Source organism: Paenibacillus taichungensis, assembly GCF_013359905.1.
In the GTDB taxonomy this organism is placed as follows: domain Bacteria; phylum Bacillota; class Bacilli; order Paenibacillales; family Paenibacillaceae; genus Paenibacillus; species Paenibacillus taichungensis.
On the sequence record NZ_JABMCC010000111.1, the window covers coordinates 221,516 to 239,632 of the forward strand.

At 48.3% G+C, this 18,117-nt stretch carries 14 protein-coding genes; 13 read left to right on the plus strand and 1 reads right to left on the minus strand.

From position 1 onward, the window contains the following. Entirely contained in the window at window positions 1-1,827 is a 1,827-nt protein-coding gene (locus HP548_RS15270) for a cache domain-containing sensor histidine kinase (RefSeq protein ID WP_175382134.1), read from the minus strand. Between the two features lie 143 nt (window positions 1,828-1,970). Between HP548_RS15270 and HP548_RS15275 the strand changes: the two genes are divergently transcribed. From HP548_RS15275 to HP548_RS15335, 13 genes are all read left to right on the plus strand, one after another. Further along, window positions 1,971-2,852, plus strand: coding sequence for a carbohydrate ABC transporter permease (locus HP548_RS15275; RefSeq protein WP_076290579.1), 882 nt, complete (start codon window positions 1,971-1,973; stop codon window positions 2,850-2,852). Further along, entirely contained in the window at window positions 2,853-3,689 is an 837-nt protein-coding gene (locus HP548_RS15280) for a carbohydrate ABC transporter permease (RefSeq protein WP_099858811.1), read from the plus strand. 120 nt (window positions 3,690-3,809) lie between these two features. Then, complete coding sequence (locus HP548_RS15285) at window positions 3,810-5,108, plus strand: ABC transporter substrate-binding protein (protein WP_175382135.1); 1,299 nt, start codon at window positions 3,810-3,812, stop codon at window positions 5,106-5,108. A gap of 407 nt (window positions 5,109-5,515) precedes the next feature. Continuing rightward, window positions 5,516-6,136: a TetR/AcrR family transcriptional regulator gene (locus HP548_RS15290; RefSeq protein ID WP_175382136.1), complete on the plus strand. Its 621-nt coding sequence runs from the start codon at window positions 5,516-5,518 to the stop codon at window positions 6,134-6,136. A gap of 78 nt (window positions 6,137-6,214) precedes the next feature. Beyond that, a complete protein-coding gene (locus HP548_RS15295) occupies window positions 6,215-8,224 on the plus strand; it encodes an alpha/beta fold hydrolase (protein ID WP_175382137.1) in 2,010 nt (669 codons plus the stop codon). Between the two features lie 239 nt (window positions 8,225-8,463). Beyond that, on the plus strand, window positions 8,464-9,414 hold the full coding sequence (locus tag HP548_RS15300) for a DUF1177 domain-containing protein (RefSeq protein WP_072734897.1): 951 nt from the start codon (window positions 8,464-8,466) through the stop codon (window positions 9,412-9,414). 96 nt (window positions 9,415-9,510) lie between these two features. Continuing rightward, window positions 9,511-10,182, plus strand: a complete 672-nt coding sequence (locus HP548_RS15305; protein WP_175382138.1) for an AroM family protein — start codon at window positions 9,511-9,513, stop codon at window positions 10,180-10,182. A gap of 19 nt (window positions 10,183-10,201) precedes the next feature. After that, on the plus strand, window positions 10,202-11,152 hold the full coding sequence (locus HP548_RS15310; protein WP_175382139.1) for an aminopeptidase: 951 nt from the start codon (window positions 10,202-10,204) through the stop codon (window positions 11,150-11,152). A gap of 228 nt (window positions 11,153-11,380) precedes the next feature. Beyond that, the gene (locus HP548_RS15315; RefSeq protein ID WP_175382140.1) at window positions 11,381-12,013 is read left to right on the plus strand and encodes an aspartate/glutamate racemase family protein; all 633 of its coding nucleotides are present in this window, start codon (window positions 11,381-11,383) and stop codon (window positions 12,011-12,013) included. Between the two features lie 393 nt (window positions 12,014-12,406). Beyond that, entirely contained in the window at window positions 12,407-13,939 is a 1,533-nt protein-coding gene (locus tag HP548_RS15320) for a PucR family transcriptional regulator (RefSeq protein ID WP_083679014.1), read from the plus strand. A 312-nt stretch (window positions 13,940-14,251) separates the two neighbouring features. Then, complete coding sequence (locus tag HP548_RS15325; protein ID WP_170867904.1) at window positions 14,252-15,262, plus strand: ABC transporter permease; 1,011 nt, start codon at window positions 14,252-14,254, stop codon at window positions 15,260-15,262. Between the two features lie 51 nt (window positions 15,263-15,313). Continuing rightward, entirely contained in the window at window positions 15,314-16,189 is an 876-nt protein-coding gene (locus HP548_RS15330; RefSeq protein WP_063568004.1) for an ABC transporter permease, read from the plus strand. Between the two features lie 264 nt (window positions 16,190-16,453). Next, complete coding sequence (locus tag HP548_RS15335) at window positions 16,454-18,037, plus strand: ABC transporter substrate-binding protein (RefSeq protein WP_175382141.1); 1,584 nt, start codon at window positions 16,454-16,456, stop codon at window positions 18,035-18,037. Window positions 18,038-18,117 lie beyond the last annotated feature (80 nt).

The following is an 18,117-nucleotide window of genomic DNA, read 5'->3' on the forward strand; positions in this document are numbered from 1 at the left end:
TCACTCTCCCGCGTATATTTTGACTATGATCTGCACGCCATTCGGTTCAAGATTGCCAATCGTAAGCGTTGCATTGTATCCCGGAGGGGAGTTCAGTTGGAGTCGGCGCATCACATTACGCAGTCCAATCGAATCGCTTTCGTCCGGTTCCTGTGAGGACTCGGAAGATATAGATGCCGGATGCAACCAACGCTGTATTTCGGACAACTTGTCTTCCGGAATGCACGGTCCGTTATTTTCCAGCCGAATCTGAATCCAATCGTCAGACGTTCGCTGACTGGATATTCGTATCCTGCCTTTGCCAGGCCGGACATCCGCTCCATGCTTGAAGTAATTCTCAATCAAAGGCTGCAAGGTCATCCTCGGCATTTCGGCGCGCAGGGTATCTTCGGCAAAATCCAGTTCAACCTCCAGGCGGTCACCGAACCGCTCTTTTTGTAGTTCCAGATAGAGCCGTGCATGCTCGGCTTCTTCGTTCAAAGTGACTCTTGTCTGGTCACGCATGCTATAGCGCAGCATTTTGGATAGGGAAGAGAGCAGCACATACACCCGTTGTCCTTGCTGTTGAAGCGCAAGTGTACCGATGGATTGCAACGTATTATACAGAAAATGGGGATGAATCTGGGCTTGCAACGCTTTGAGCTGATTCGTTTTATTCGCAATTTCAAGGCGATATTCCCGTAAAATCAAGTTGTTCACCGTATCCATCATATCCCGGAAATGACGGGCCAGCACACCGATCTCGTCCCGACTCGTTAAACGGATATCCACATGCAGGCGTCCTGCCTGAATCTGGTTCATATAACGCATTAATTGCTTGAGCGGTCCGGTGATTCGGATCGAGATGAACAGGGTTGCCACAATGACTAATAATAGCGCAGCAATAGCGATCATGGCATTATTCCAAGTTAAAGTGGTGGCACTCGCGTACAGCGTTTCATTTGGAATCTGTTTTACAATGGTCCAGTCTGCAAATTGGCTTCCTAACTGTTGATACACATACATTGAATGATCTTGTTCAAAATGCCCTGCAGCGGTCTGTACTGTCCCTTCACCGGAACGTGCTGAATTCAGCTCAGTCGCTGCTTCCTGCCGTAATGCATCCGTTCCGGTTACTTCCGACTTTCCTTCGAAAATGATCTGGTTCTTATTGTCGATGACATAGATCTGTTCCTTTGCTGGATCATACAGTCTGCTGCAGATCTCGGCAATGGTATCCATATTCAAATCAATGGCGAGCACGCCCAATCGTTCTGTCGATGGCACATCCTTGATCACACGGTGAAGGGTAATCACCGTTCTTGGAGGATCATCCGCTGACGCTGCCTTGAAGCCGTAGGAATGACTAAGGTGCGCCGATTCGACCCAGATATCCGGGCTTTTTTCGTCCGATTTTCCATGAAGTGAGTCAGAGTAGGCCTGTTTGCGTTCTTCCCGCTTCGGGAAAGGATTCGCAATTAATGTCGATTGATTGGCAGCAAAAGAGTGCAGATACAGCTGGAATACATCGGGTACAGCCGAACGTATCGTCTGCAGAGTGGTGTATACCTCGGCAACTGCACGATAGTCGCCAGGGATTTTCGCCAGATTTCGCAGGAAATTCGGATCATTGTACACAGCAAGCGAAGCCCTTGCCACGTTATCCACGTAATTGTTCAGATTGGTAGACGCCTGAAAGATCAGACGTTTGTTCTCCGCCACGGCCTGCTCACGCAGGGCGGTCTTGGTCTGGATAAACGTCATGCTGATGGATGCCAGCAGCGGGATCGTTGTGGCAATGAGCATAAAAGCGATTAGTTTGGTACGAATGCTGTAGTATTTTGACATCGTGACACCCCTTCTGGTTGCAGGTTAAGAAAGGACAATATTTTACACCCAACTGTTCACCAGGGTCGGTGTTTCCCTGTGCGAGAATGGGGTTTAATAGAACAAGAGACCAATTTCATCCATCTATAGAAGGGGAGAACGATATGAAGCATCGCAAATCTTCACAGCTGTTACAGCAGCTTGTGTTCGTGGGTCCCTCCATCGTCTTTTTTATTCTCATTATCGTGGTCCCTTTCCTGCTTGGCATGGTATATTCCTTTACCGACTGGAACGGGGTGTCGGCGAACATTCATTGGGTAGGATTCGACAATTTCAAGCAAATTTTTTCGAATGATCCCAAGTTTCTATCTGCGTTTTGGTTTACGGTGCGCTTCACCGTGGTTGGTGTAATTTTGACCAATGTTATCGGTTTTTTTCTGGCGTATTTCCTGACCAAGCCGCTCAAGACGAGAAACTTTCTGCGCACGATCTTTTTTATGCCTAACGTGATCGGTGGATTGTTGCTCGGCTTTATCTGGCAGTTCATATTTGTGAAAGGGTTTTCAGCAGTAGGCGACGTAACAGGTTGGTCCTTCTTCAACCTCCCTTGGTTGGGAGACGAGCCAACGGCCTTCTGGGGTATCGTCATTGTATTTGTTTGGCAGACCGCAGGGTATCTGATGGTCATCTACATCTCGTCCTTGACCAACGTATCACCTGATCTGCTGGAAGCTGCCGAAATTGATGGTGCCAGCCGCTGGCAGGTACTGCGCAGCATTATTTTCCCGCTCATTATGCCGGGAGTCACAATCTGTCTGTTCCTTGCAATCTCCTGGTCATTCAAAATGTTTGATCTCAATCTGTCGCTGACTAAAGGCGGACCGTTTGGATCAACAGAATCGGTAGCACTGAATATTTACAATGAGGCTTTTGTGAATAATCGGTACGGCATCGGTACAGCCAAAGCACTTGTGTTCTTCGTAATCGTTGCCATTATCACCATGATTCAGGTACGTGTGACGAAGAGCAAGGAGGTGGAGGCATAGATGGAAACGTCAAAAAATTACCGCTTCAGTACCATTGTAACTGAGATTGTTATGGTGCTCATTGGATTATTGTTCCTGGTTCCGTTTTACTTCCTGTTTGTCAATTCGGTCAAAACATTCGGTGACCTGCTTACCAATTCGGCCGCATGGCCGGAGGTGTTCCAATGGGGCAACTATGCAAACGCCTGGGAGAAAATCAAATTCCCTTCAGCGCTGATGAACTCGCTTATCGTCACCGTAGTCAGCAACCTGCTGCTCGTGTTGATCAGCTCCATGGCCGCCTACCGAATGGTACGCAGCGATACGCTCTTCAACCGGATTTTGTTCGGCGTGTTCATTGCCGCCATGGTGATTCCGTTTCAGTCTATCATGATTCCACTCGTTACCGTAACCAGTAATCTTGGACTGATCGACAGTCTCTTCGGACTCATCATCTGTTATCTCGGTTTTGGCGCACCGATGTCCATCTTCCTGTTCCACGGATTCGTCAAATCGGTTCCGCTCGAAATTGAAGAGGCAGCTCGGGTGGATGGAAGCTCCGCTTACGGCGTGTTCTTCCGGATTGTATTCCCACTCATGAAGCCGATGTATGTTACCGTCATCATCCTGAATACACTCTGGATCTGGAATGACTATCTGCTGCCATCCCTGATTCTGCAAAGCTCCAATTTGCGTACAATTCCGATTGCGACCTTTGCGCTCTTCGGACAATATACGAAGCAATGGGATCTTGCCCTGCCTGCACTGGTGCTTGGCATCATGCCAATTATCATCTTCTTCCTGCTGATGCAGAAATACATCATTCAGGGAATTACCGCGGGATCTGTTAAAGGGTAAGTGCGGGGTAGGAGCCGCTCCGGAATCATGTGCGCTTTCGGTCGCTGCTGCTCCTTGGTGGCCCGAATAAAAAATGCAACGAAGCTGTTATACTGAAACTACTATAGGGAGAGTGTATGTATGAAAAGAATGACCAAGTTGACGTTGCTTATGCTGATTGCTTTTTCTGTAATGCTTGCGGGTTGTGGCAACGGAGATAAGAGTGGAAGTCCTGTCAACACAGACACCCAAGGTGGCGGAGAGGCTGCTGCAGGCGACAAAACGATTAAAATATTCCAGTACAAAGTCGAAATTGCGGAAGCGTTTAACCGTCTCAAAGCGGAATATGAGTCCTCCCATCCAGGAATTAAGCTGGACATTCAGACCGTGGGCGGCGGCAGTGACTACGGCGCTGCATTGAAAGCCAAGTTCGCTGCTGGCGAGCAACCGGACATTTTCAACGTTGGTGGTTATCGTGAGCTGGACACATGGCTCGAATACCTGGAAGATCTGTCAGGTGAAGCGTGGGCAAAAGATGTGCTTGATGTTGCCAAAGAGCCGATGATCAAAGACGGCAAACTGTATGGACAGCCGCTGGCACTGGAAGGCTATGGTTTCATCTATAACAAAGATCTTTTCCAAAAAGCAGGCATCACCGAAATTCCGACGACACTGGAACAATTGGATCAGGCTGCACAGAAACTTCAAGCCGCAGGCATTACCCCGTTCTCCAATGGATATCAGGAATGGTGGGTGCTCGGCAATCATAACGTAAACGTAGCATTTGCGAATCAGGCAGATCCGGTGAAATTTATTCAAGGTCTTAACGAAGGTACGGAGAAAATCCCTGGCAATCAGGTGTTTACGGACTGGATGAACCTGCTCGACTTGACGCTGAAATACAGCAACAAAAACCCGCTCACAACCGACTACAACACTCAGGTAACCCTGTTTGCAAGTGGGGAAGCAGCGATGATGCAGCAAGGGAACTGGACACAAGTACAAATTGATGGAATCGATCCTAATCTGAATCTGGGCATTCTGCCGATGCCAATCACGAATGAACCGAACGACAAATTGTTTGTTGGCGTACCGAACTACTGGGTAGTGAACAAGAATTCGCAAGTGAAACCGGAAGCAAAAGAGTTTCTGGAATGGCTCGTGACATCCGATACCGGAAAACAGTATATGACCAAAGAATTCAAGTTTATCCCGGCGTTTAGTTCCATTCAGGCATCTGAAGAGGATCTGGGTGACCTCGCAACCGATATCATGAAGTACAGCCAAGAAAACAAAGCGTTAAGCTGGAACTTCAACCGTTTCCCTGAAGGTGTTCCACAAGAATTTGGTAGCACGATTCAGGCATATGTGGCAGGCAAGTCGGACAAAAAAGCTTTGCTTGATGCATTGCAGCAAAACTGGGATAGTCTGAAAAAATAATTACTCGGAATAGCTATCCGTATAAGTAAAATAGTGCTGTCTCATCCTTGAATGGTTATCCACATACTAGTATCCACAGGCTAATGGAGCCATTCGCACATGATTTGGATGAGTCGTCAACTCAAATAGGTCAATCAGAATTGTATTCTGGTTGACCTATTTTTTAGTTTTGGGACTCCGCTAGCGCAGATCGAAAGAATAACATGAGATACTGCTCCTGAAATGTGGATAACTCCATCATATGTAGTGGCCCTATAAGTTATTTAACACAGAGTTAATACTATATGTGGATATCCTGTGAGTACAGTGTTCTAAATGTGGACAAGTTCGAGAAAATTGGGGCAAAGATCATCTTTTGTTAGCCACATAACTTGTGTTTGTTTAACTAGTACTGTATAGTTCTATTTATGACAAATCAAAAATCGATCTCAGGTTCTGTGAAATCCAAAAGTTCCAATCCGGTTAATCGGACCAAGGCAGTCGAAGTGGCTGCTCAGTTATTTTTGCGTCAGGGATACAGCTATGTCAGCATGGATGAGGTCGTGCGGGCAAGCGGGGTATCCAAATCGAATATCTATTACCATTTCAAAAACAAGGAGGAATTGCTCCAAGCCGTGGTGCAGTACTGGATTGCCCAGTATGAATCGGAGCTCTACTTGCTGCTCAGTCAGCGTGAACGAGAGGTCACAGAACGGATCTATTCGTTCATGGCGTTACTGTCCGCAGGCATGGAAGGGCGCGATTATAAAGGAAGTTGTCCGTTTATTACATTGTATATGCAGACACCAGCCAGCGCACCCGAAGTGAAAGAAAACATAGCCCGTTTCTTTCGTGAGCTGCAGCCGATGATGGAAAAGCTGTTGCAGCAAGGGGTGGATCGTGGCGAATTTCGTAAAGGGATTGAGCCGGGACCCGCGGCTGCATTATTTATCGCTGCATTCGAGGGTTCACTTGTACTCGCGGAGACTGCGCGTGATATAGGGATTATTGAACAATCAGCACGTACCTTTTGTCAGATGCTTCGGTAAACGAAGCTCTTTTTTTGATCGAAATTAGTACTATATAGTACTAAAATAAATAATACTAAAAAGGGAGAGAGATTAGAAATGAGTATACATAATTCATCATCATCATTAAACGCAGAACGTGAGACTGACCCCAATCCAGCTAAGAACAACATGGCGACTGAATCAACCACTATTTTGATGACGGGCAGTACCGGATTTATAGGCAAAGAGGCAATAAAACAACTTGGGAACAGTGAAGCGCAGTTATTACTGCTTGTACGCTCGGAATCAAAAGCGAGGATGGTTCTGAATGCATATGGAGTAACGGATTTCAGCCGAATAACGTATATTCAGGGGGATTTGTCAGCTCCAGGCCTCGGTCTAACCAAAGCTGATCGTGAACGTGCTCTTCAGGCCAATATCATAATTCATGCAGGTGGGACGATGGATGTCACATTGCAACCGAAGGTGGCAGAACAGATTTTTATGAATGGAGCAAGAGGCATGGCCGAACTGGCGGAAGATATCCAGCGTACACACGGATTAAGACATTTTATCCACGTGGTTGGTTTTATGAGTCCGTATGGGAGGAAGGATTATCCGTCCATATCATCATCCAATGAAGGTGTTGGGGATAAGTCGAGCGGGAAGAACTCATTGATTAGTAAAGTGTTCCATTCGGAAAGTGCTTATGAACATATGAAATTCGAAGCGGACCGCTATATTCGACAGCACGCTGAGCAGCATTCGTATGTCTTATCTGTTGTTAATCCGAGTACAATCGTGGGTCCATATCCTACAGGGGCAACCGAACAAACGGGCGGAATTGGCATGATGATACAGGCGATGAGAAGGCGCAGAATGCCGGTGATTCCTGGTGGTCGAGAGCACTGGCTGCCACTCGTATCGAATGACGTGGTTGCCCAGACCCTTGTTTTTCTGACTCAAGACAGCAATCCGTCTGGCGGCACATATCCCCTGTTGTCCAGAAAAGCGGACAGTCCGGATATGAAGGAACTGATTCGTTTACTGGCGGCTGAGTTGGATGTATCTGCACCTCGATGGTCAGTGCCCCTGCCCATGATTCATGCAGCGATGAAGGCTGGTGGCACAAAGATCAGCGGGATACCGCCTGAATCAATCGCGTTTATTACCAAACAGGAGTTTGAAGTTCAGCAAACGGAACGATTGTTTCAGCGAATGGACCAAAAGTTGCCTGAAGTTAGCGAGTTATTACCTTACGTAATAGCCGATTTGGACTATCGTTTCAGCTATCCTTCACAGGAGGATCTGCCTAAGAGCTGGACTCGGACACGTAAGGGCAGTCTTGCGGTGCTGGTCCATGAGGGTCAAGGGGAGCCCTGGGTGATAGTTCATGGTTTGATGAGCAGTGCTGACGATATGATCCCGCTGGGAGAAGCGTTATGGAGTATGACGGGAAACCCGATATGGCTTGTGGATCTAGCCGGATTTGGGCGTTCTCCGGTTCATCGGAACAAGGCAAGAGGGGCGGCCTTCAAAGGGCAGGTCGAAGCGGTGCGAAGTGTGCTGGATGAGATACAAGGGCCAATCAAATTGATAGGACATTCCATTGGGGCAGCGATAGTCGCTGGGGTCATGCAGGGGAGTGGACGTGAAGATATCCAGCTTGCCATGCTGCAACCTGTATGGGGGGCTCCGAAGGCCGGAATGCAGCGACTGATATCAAGGTTTCCGAGAAGAATGGTGCAAGGACTGTTATCTCGGATGACTCCACAGCAAGTGGCTGGACAGTTAAAAAGAGCAGAAGCTTCGGAGATCGATCCAACCCTGCTGGAAGGCTATGCGAGGAGAGCCTCTTCTGGTTTGAAGTCTCCCCGCATTGCAGGAGCGAATGCTGATTTGCTCCACTGGATACAGTCTCATTCAAACGATAAAGTGTCACAGACAAGTGCAGATGCGCAGCGCACACTCATGGTGTGGGGGACGAACGATAAGGGATACTCGCGCCCCGAAAATATCCATTCATCCGTTCAACGTGTGGAACTTCCCTATGGACACCAATTCCCACTATTTCATGCAGAAGAAACAGCTTCGCTGCTTGTGGAATGGCAAATGAAGAGAAGGTAAGTGAAAAACAGAGTATGCGTTCCAAGAAATATACAATATTCAGTGTACTCGATAATAAAATGTTAAATTATATTACACATACAGTTAGATAAACGGGGTGAAAGCGTTATTTTCACTCCCATTTATACTTGTCGCACAATAAAACGATGCTCATTTTGGCAAGGCAGTACATTGTGACCCTCTTCTGAACTGCGATAGACTTGATCTCAAGATCAACAGCTAAGAGGAGGATGTGTACGATGCCACTTCAAAAAACGTTATTGGCACTGGACGCGCTGGACAGCGCTTATGTAAATGGTGAAAGTGTAAAGCAACTATTTGTTCAATATCCACAGGTTTCCGTTGAAGTGCTGACCGTACAAGGGGAAAAGGGGAGCACGGATTTTGTTAAAATCATCATCCCTGGTACAAACGGCAAGTTGTCAGGAGGGCAGGCTCCGACCATGGGGATTGTCGGACGACTGGGTGGAATTGGCGCCCGTCCAACACGCATCGGACTCGTTTCGGATGCCGATGGCGCCGTCGCTGCTGTTGCAGCAGGACTGAAACTCGCCGATATGCAGACCAAGGGTGATTCGCTCAAAGGTGATGTCATTGTGACTACGCATATCTGTCCAGATGCCCCGACTCTTCCGCATGAACCGGTTGATTTTATGGACTCTCCGGTCGACATTTTACAGATGAACGAACATGAGGTTCTGCCTGAGATGGAAGCTATTTTGTCCATCGATACAACCAAAGGAAACCGGGTGATTAACCATAAAGGCATCGCCATTTCGCCAACGGTGAAAGAGGGATATATTTTACGGGTGAGCGATGATTTGCTCCGAATTATGGAGATGACCACAGGGCAGCTGCCCGTGACCTTCCCGATTACAACGCAGGATATTACGCCATACGGCAATGACTTATACCATATCAATTCTATTTTACAGCCAGCTGTGGCTACACATGCACCTGTTGTAGGCGTAGCAGTAACTGCTCAATCCGCAGTTCCGGGATGCGGCACAGGAGCGAGCCATGAGGTTGATATTGCAAGCGCAGTTCGTTTGGTCGTGGAGACAGCCAAGGAATTCACGAATGGCACCTGTTCTTTCTACAATGTGGAGGAATATAACCTGATTACTCGTCTGTATGGATCAATGAAAGTGCTTCAAACCCCAGGAATCCAGGCAGCTCCGTCTGCATAGTTTAGTCGAGAAGGTCACGGATGAAGCGGCAGATGGAAACACTACTGTGCACATACGTGGCTTCTACAGCCGATCTGATATGTAGGAGGCAATAAGATGACCAAGCAGCTTGGCATGATTACGATTGGACAAGCTCCGCGAACCGATGTTGCGCCTGTCATAGAGAAGTATCTAGAGGGACGAGCGGAACTCCTTCAGGTCGGGGTGTTGGACGAACTGTCGGCAACTCAGATCGCTGCGCTGGCCCCGGAACCGGGTGAATATGTGTTGACTTCCCGTCTGCAGGATGGCAGTGCCGCTATCGTATCCCGTGAAAAAATCAGACCGCTGCTGAATCAAAAGATTCGTGAATTCGAAGCCATAGGTGTTCCCAATATTCTGCTGCTGTGCACAGGTTCCTTTCCGGGTCTGCGTTCAGCCAAGGTGCACCTTATTGAGCCTGATCGCATTATTCCGCCAGCCGTACAGGCGATGGCCGATGGCCGCCGTCTGGGGCTTATCGGACCATTGCCAGAGCAAGCGGGACAGCTTGATTTGAAGTTTTCCTCCCTGGTCCAACCTGCGTTTGCCGCTGCTTCTCCTTATACATCCGGCGAGTCTGAGTTCCGGCAGGCGACGGAATCATTAAAGGGGCGTGTTGAACTCATTTTACTGGATTGCATGGGGTATGATGAGCGCCACCGTCAATGGGTTGCCAATGCCAGCGCAGGAATCCCGGTCATTTTGTCGAATGCTCTAATGGGTAAACTAGTAGCGGAAATGGTCTGACACAGGAGGAGACGAGCAAATGAATCAGCAACGAATTGACGTCAGTAAAAATGTTTTGGTGGAATGCCTTGGACTTCGCAGTGGTGAGACACTGGCTGTCGTAGCGGATGATGCCAAGAGAGAACTGGCCGAATCCATATATGAGGCAGGCAAGGCATTGGGAGCAGATGCGGTACTAATGGTGATGAAGGAACGAAGCAAATCCGGTGAGGAGCCGCCTGCACCGATTGCCGAAGCGATGAAGTGTGCAGATGTCGCGGTATGCGTAACGCGTTATTCACTAACCCATACGCAGGCTCGTAAACAAGCTGCAGCTGCTGGAACCAGGGTAGCCACGATGCCTGGCATGACGGATGATATGTTCATGAATGGTGCGATTACCGCAGAATATCCCAAAGTGAAGGCTTTGACAGATAAGGTTACAGCCATGCTGAGTGCAGGGAGAAATGTCCGTATCGTGAAAGATGGACACCAGCTGTCATTCTCGATTCAGGGACGTAACGGCGTGCCGAGCACAGGTATGTACCTCAATCCAGGTGAGTCCGGCAATTTGCCTTCCGGTGAAGCTTACATCGCCCCCGTTGAAGGTATTGGAGAAGGTGAAATCCTGGTGGATGGCTCAATTGCAGGAATAGGTGCGATCGGTGAACCTGTTCTATTGACGGTTAGAGAGGGCCGCCTTGTTACGGCAACTGGCGCTGAAGGAGACAAGCTGTTATCCATGCTGGGCGAAGGTGATGGTCGAATTCTTGGCGAGTTCGGCATTGGTACCAATGACAAGGCTCGAATTACAGGTGTTGTTCTGGAGGACGAGAAAGTCTACGGTACCATTCATGTTGCTTTTGGAAGTAATAATACCTTTGGTGGCACAGTTGCAGCAGGTGTTCATATTGATGCCGTTGTGCAGAAGCCGGATGTGTACATTGATGATGTGTTGATTATGCGTCAGGGAGAATTGCTCGATCAATAATGAGCAGGAGATTCAGGGATAACCTTGTGGATCAAAAAAAAAGTGAATGAGAGCGTATGCACAACATATCCACAGTGGGGACCAATGCGTAAATTACGCGGTAGTTTTAGGGACAAATACACAACATATTCACAATATATAAAGAGATATCCACATAACTGGGGGTAACTATCAACAGTTTGTGGGTAACATATGCACAAGATATCCACAGCCTGGGGAGGAATGCTGATGTTGGGTCTTATCAGAGTGATTACGCTTCATCATGAAGAAGATATCCACAGACACGGGGCACTGATTGAAGGACGTTATGGCATTCAGGTTCGGAGTCGCTGCATTCCCGATCAACCGCTGGGGGTATATGATCAGGCCACAGAGCTTGAATCGATTCCCAAAATTGTAGATCTGGCACGAAAACTCGAACAGGAAGGCTGTACCTCTATTGGTATCAGTTGTGCAGCCGATCCGGCTCTTGCAGAAATGCGTGCCGCAGTTCACATCCCAGTCTATGGAGCAGGATCATGTGCTGCTCATCTTGCACTCACATCAGCGGCGCGTGTAGGTGTATTGACCATCCTAGAGGAGGTGCCTCATCTGATTCGAGGAATACTAGGTGATGCCTATATTGGGATGGAGCGTCCAGAAGGTGTGGTAACTACGCTGGATCTCAACACACCACAGGGGCGAATCGCGGCTATGGAAGCCGCCAGAAGACTGAAGGCGGAGGGCGCCGAGTCCATCGTTCTTGCGTGTACCGGTTTTGCAACGATGGGTTTCGCTATGGAAGTGGAAAAAGAACTGCATATCCGGGCGCTTGACCCGATCTATTCATTAGGGGCAGCTGTGTCTGCGTTGAATGTCTGATTTACGGAATGCAGGATGTGGGTATTGGATGATTTTATATTTGGGTTAATTTGATTTTGACGCCGATGCAGTGTGTATAACTGTATCGGCGTTATTTGCGTTGGATAAGGTTATCGGGCTCTTGGAATAAATGGGGTTGATCTGCAAGGAGTGTGGGGATAACTTTTCTTGTTTTCTAATGTGAAGCGATAAAGTAATAAATATATTTTTTGTAGTAATAACTGCTACTAACAACGTATTATTATTACTTTATTTTATGAAATTAAATTATAACTTACGGATATCACAGAAATTCCCGTTTTTTTTGATCAGATAGTCTGGTAAACTATCCAAAAAAATTAGATACAGTATGCAAAAATGATTTGCAAATCTGGCTCAGGGTGGTCGATAGGCTTGAAAACGACAGGTATAACATTGAAAGAACTGTTGAATATTCCTATACTCAGCAAGGCCAAAGTCATTAGTGGGCACCAAGGATTGGATCGGGTTGTACGGTTCGTGGATATTATGGAGGTGCCGGATCTGCAAGGATGGTTGCGAGAAGGCATGCTTATGCTGACGACAGCCTATTCGATTCGTGATAATCCCGGCTTGCTCGGAGAACTAATCTATACCCTTAATGAAGCGGGGGCGGCTGCTCTGGCTATCAAGCCTGCGCGTTTTCTCAAAGAAATCCCGAAGGAAGCCGTTGCAGCCAGTAATAACTGCGGTCTGCCCATCATTGAAATTCCTCCGGAAATACCCTACATGGATATTACGCAACCTGTTATGGAACTGGTGCTGGATCGACAGGCCGCACTTCTCCGCAGGTCAGAGGAAGTATATCGGACACTGATGACAATGGTACTTGAAAACAGTGGAATTCAGGCGGTGGGGGACAATGTGGCCGAGCTGCTTCAGGCACCTGTGGGTGTTATCGACAATGCTGGTCAGATGATTGTGTCCTCACCGCCGGATTATGACTGGAAAGAAGCTGTGGACCCACTCGTATGGGAGATAAATCTGGATCGGCGGAAGGTTGCCCGATTGCTGGTGGACAAGGACTCCCTGGATGAAATGGAACAAGTCGGCATTGAGCAAGCCAGATTAGTATTATCCCTGGAATTGATGAGAAACAAGGTGGCGGAAGATACCGAATTGCGTCTTCGGGGCAATTTCATTGACGAACTGCTGACACCGCCTCTGCTGTTGCCACATGAAGCCGAATCGAGAGGCCGCAAGCTTGGCATGAACCCAGAGCATTTATGGGAAGTAGCTGTGATGGAAGGGGAGACTGCTCCTGATGAAGATCTATTGACTGAATTGCTTGGTCAGGAGGCCAGAAAACGGAGGGTAGCGCCTCATATTGAGTTTCGGACAAACAGGGCGGTGCTCTTTTTGCCAACCCCGGAGTCTCGGGATGCGGCATGGATGGATGACGTTCAATCCTGGTCTGATACCATTGGACTATGGCTCGAAGATCCGGCCAACAAGCTTGGACAATTCAGGACAGGCGTGGGCACTCAGGTTCCACTTTGGAATATGCATCAAAGCTATGGTGAGGCCAGAAATGCCCTGCTGGTATCCTCCCGCTTGTCGGGTGGGCGTACAACCCGGTTTGAGGATGTGGAGGTATATCATTTGCTTAGCGAAACGGCGGATGATCCGGGTTTTGCGGCATTGTTTGAGCGGAAACTGGGGAAATTGCGTGCTTATGATGATGAACACAGTGGGGATCTGCTGCGTACGTTTTTTTATTATCTGGAGAGCAGAGGCAGCCTGATCGAGACAGCAAACCGCCTCTATATTCACCGGAATTCCGTGAAATACCGACTGGAGCGAATACGGGACATTACGGGATTCGACCTGAATCATCCGCGTGAACAATTTGTCTGTCATCTGTGTCTTGTGTATTACTACATGAAGCAGGATAAACAAGAGGTGTAGGACCTGCCAATCGGACAATTGTTTTTACAGCAATACCAACGATGAACTTTATGGTAGATATAGGTCGAAAAATAGCGAACTATGTCTTAGGGTGTAATTTAACATGACATTAATAGGAGACATTAGTGCACAATCGACAAACGGTTGTGCTTTTTTTTAGCTAAAAGGGACGTAGTTCGACGCTCGGATTCTAGGTAAAATAAGCACAATTACAAAGAAGAGACGGATAAACAGACAAGTTTTCAAGACTGAGCCGTCCACAGAGAACCGTAAAACAGCAAGTGAGACATCAGAGTTAAAGGGGTTGATCGATTGTTTGCTTACACGCTCCGAAGGCTGCTGCAGATGATTCCGGCGCTGATCGGCATTGTGGTGATTACCTTCATCCTGTCCCGCGTTCTTCCGGGAGATCCCGCCATTGTCATGGCTGGCGAACAGGCCACGGATGATGTCATTGCCAAAATCCGAATGGACATGGGATTGGACAAGCCATTATTTGTACAGTTTTTTAGTTACGTGGGACAGTTGCTCCAAGGGAATCTGGGATTTGCCTACCATACCGGTCATACGGTGCTAAGTGACTTCGCTACCCGCTTTCCGGCAACCATCGAGCTGACATTGGCCAGTGTGATTATAGCCATCTGTGTTGCAATTCCGGTAGGCATTATCGCTGCAACTCGAAAAGAGTCCTTTATCGACCACATCTCCAGGGTGTTCTCACTGATTGGAGCATGTGTACCGATTTTCTGGTTGGGACTGCTATTTATTTACATCTTTTATTCCATCCTTGGCTGGGCACCAGCTCCAATGGGACGCATCAGCGGAGACCTCAATCCACCGACTCATATTACCGGATTGTACGTGGTAGACAGTCTTATGACCGGAGATATGGTTGCACTCAAAAGCAGTCTTGCTCATTTACTGCTTCCGGCCATCTGCCTGAGCACAGGGACAATGGCGATTGTAGCGCGTATGACCAGGTCCAGCATGCTGGAAGTCATCGGACAGGATTATGTACGTACCGCACGAGCCAAGGGCTTGAGCGAAACCGCGGTCGTCGGCAAACACTCCCTGATCAATGCTCTGATTCCCACGTTGACCGTTCTTGGCCTGCAGTTTGGCGGATTACTCGGTGGTGCGGTAATCACGGAAACTATCTTTTCCTGGCCTGGCGTCGGCGGTTATGTGACAGATTCGATTCTGGCTGCCGATTATGCACCAATTCAGGCATTCACACTGGTAAGTGCCATTCTGTTCAGCTTTATAAATCTGGCGGTGGATCTGGTCTATGGATTGATTGATCCACGAATCCGTTATGAATAGGGTCGCCGCGAAAGGAGGAGTACCGCTGTGAGTACTGCCGCACCGACTTCCATGGGAACCAAACCTGCACCAGCGGTTGTTCCCAAACCCAAAACCTTTCTGAGACTGTTGCTGCGCAATCGGCTCGCTGCAATTGGTCTAGCCTTTATCGTGATGTGGACTGTCATCGCAGCTATTGCCCCCTGGATTGCCCCTTATGATCCGTACGTGACGAATACGGCTGTGAAGCTGGAATCCCCATCAGGTGGTCACTGGTTCGGTACCGATAACTATGGTCGTGACATTCTGAGTCGTGTTCTGTATGGAGCAAGAATCAGCATCTGGACAGGCTTGATTGCCGTCAGTATCTCGTTTGTCATCGGGGTTCCGCTGGGCGGAATCGCTGCTTACTACGGCGGACGTACTGGCAATATCATCATGCGGGTGATGGATGTATTGCTTGCATTTCCCTCGCTGGTACTCTCCATGGCAATCGCGGCTTCCATCGGCAACGGACTGACAAGTGCCATGATTGCTGTAGGGATTGTGGGTATTCCCGAATTTGCCAGATTGATGTATGGACAGACCGTATCCCTGCGCGAAAAGGAGTACGTGGAGGCCAGCAGAGCCATTGGTGTGAGGGACAGGGTTATTCTGTTTCGCCACATTTTGCCGAATGCTTTGGCACCGCTGTTGGTACAAGCCACGCTTGGTATGGGCTTTGCCATCCTGACGGCATCCAGTTTGAGCTTTCTCGGTCTTGGCGTCAAACCGCCTACAGCCGAGTGGGGAGCCATGATCTCTGAAGGTCGGGAGTATATCATTTCCGGACAATGGTGGCTCGTGACATTCCCTGGACTGGCTATAGCCACATCCATTCTTGGCTTTAACCTGCTCGGAGATGGTTTCCGTGATGTACTGGACCCAAGGTTGCGTTCGGGAAAATAGGGGTGGGTTACCATCTGCCTCTACAGAACCGATTCATAGATAGCTGGCTGGGGGAACCGATTTGCGGGGAATGCCTTGGAATAATGGCATGCAAGGTTCCATCACCGTCAGTAGGCAGATTGAAAGCTGCTGCGGTTGGTATCAGGAATATGAGTTAGTTACATTCCGGGGTATTGGCCCACACATTCACTTTGTCTAATAAAAGCTGCAACGTTTTACAGTATCGCATCACAAGACTGGTTCAAAAAGGGGAGGAAACTAATAATGAAAAAGCTCAAATGGTTTTCTGCAATGATTGCTCTTACCGTTGTTCTCGGTGGCTGTGCCAGCAATGCCAATCAGCAGCCTGCGGCATCCGGCTCAGGAGGGGAAACAAAACCTGCGCCAACACTGACGGTTGCTTACTCTGAGGGTGGAACTACGATGGACCCGGCGGAGGCGAATGACCTGACCTCGGATACATTGGTACTGGCAACCTATGACCAGTTGGTAACCTATGGTGTCAAAACGGTAGATGGTGCTGATGTAGCCAACACGGAGGATATTCAGCCGATGCTCGCCGAGAGCTGGGAAGTGTCTGCTGACAATACAACGTATACATTCAAAATCAAAAGCGGTCTGAAATTCCAAAGTGGAAATCCGGTCAATGCGGATGCGGTTGTGTACTCTTTTGACCGTGTGGCGAAATCCAGCTCTGGCAGCTTTCTATACGGAATGGCCGACATCAAGAGCGTGACCGCCAAGGACGACTCCACCGTTGAGATCGTACTGAATAAAGCAAACCACATGTTCACCCAGATCATTGCCATGTATACCTTCTCCATTGTGGACCAGAAGCTCGTCGAGGAAAAAGGTGACGATTATCTGAAAGCAAATGCCGCGGGATCAGGCCCGTTTACACTCGAAAAATGGGACCCGGCCAGTGAAGCGGTCTTCCAGGCCAACAACGACTACTGGCAGGGAGCACCGAAACTTAGCAAAGTCACGCTGAAATTCACGAAGGAAGCCTCCAACCGTGTGCTGCTGCTGAACAAGAGTGACGTGGACATGGCGATCGAGATTCCTCCAAAAGATGTTGCAGCTTTGCAGGAGAACAGTAATTTGACCATCAAGTCGAATGCGAGTAACCGCATTTTGTTCTTCGCGATGAACAACAATGTCAAACCGTTTGATAATGAAAAAGTGCGTCAGGCCATCAACTATGCGATTCCTTATGACCAATTGATCAACGATGTCATGTATGGTCAGGCCAAAGAGATGAAGAGTGCTGTAGCGAGCAACACACCAGGTTTTACGGATGCAGGCTATGTGTACGAGTACAATCTGGACAAAGCCAAGGAATTGTTGAAAGAAGCAGGGTATGCGGAAGGGTTCAGCTTTGACTTTACCCTCGGTTCGGGCTTTGACGATTGGGAATATGATGCGGTTCTGATTCAAGCAGAACTGGCCAAGATCGGTGTCAAAATGAACATTAACAAAGTTGCTCGTGCGCAGTTCCTGGAACAGCAAAAAGACGGGAATTTAGTCTCTTACATTTCCAAATGGACTTCTTTTGTTAACGATCCTGGATACCATCTGGGCTTCCTGCTCTATGGTGAAGGCTCTTCCAACTACATTCATTACAACAATGCGGAAGTTAACAAACTGTGGGAAGAAGCAGGCGCCGAACCGGATCAGTCGAAACGCAACGAGCTATACATGAAGGCGCAGGAGATTATTACGACAGAAGCGCCGTGGGCGTATCTATACGAATACAACCGGGTTGTCGGCATGAATAACAAGGTCAGCGGATACGTGTATTACCCGGATGAAGTTCTGCGTTTCTACCCACTTAGCAAGGAGCAGTAAAAACGGACGATTTGGGGGACAGGCAGTCATGCCTGTCTTCTGACAATTCGTACTGACCACAATACAGCCCATATTGAGAG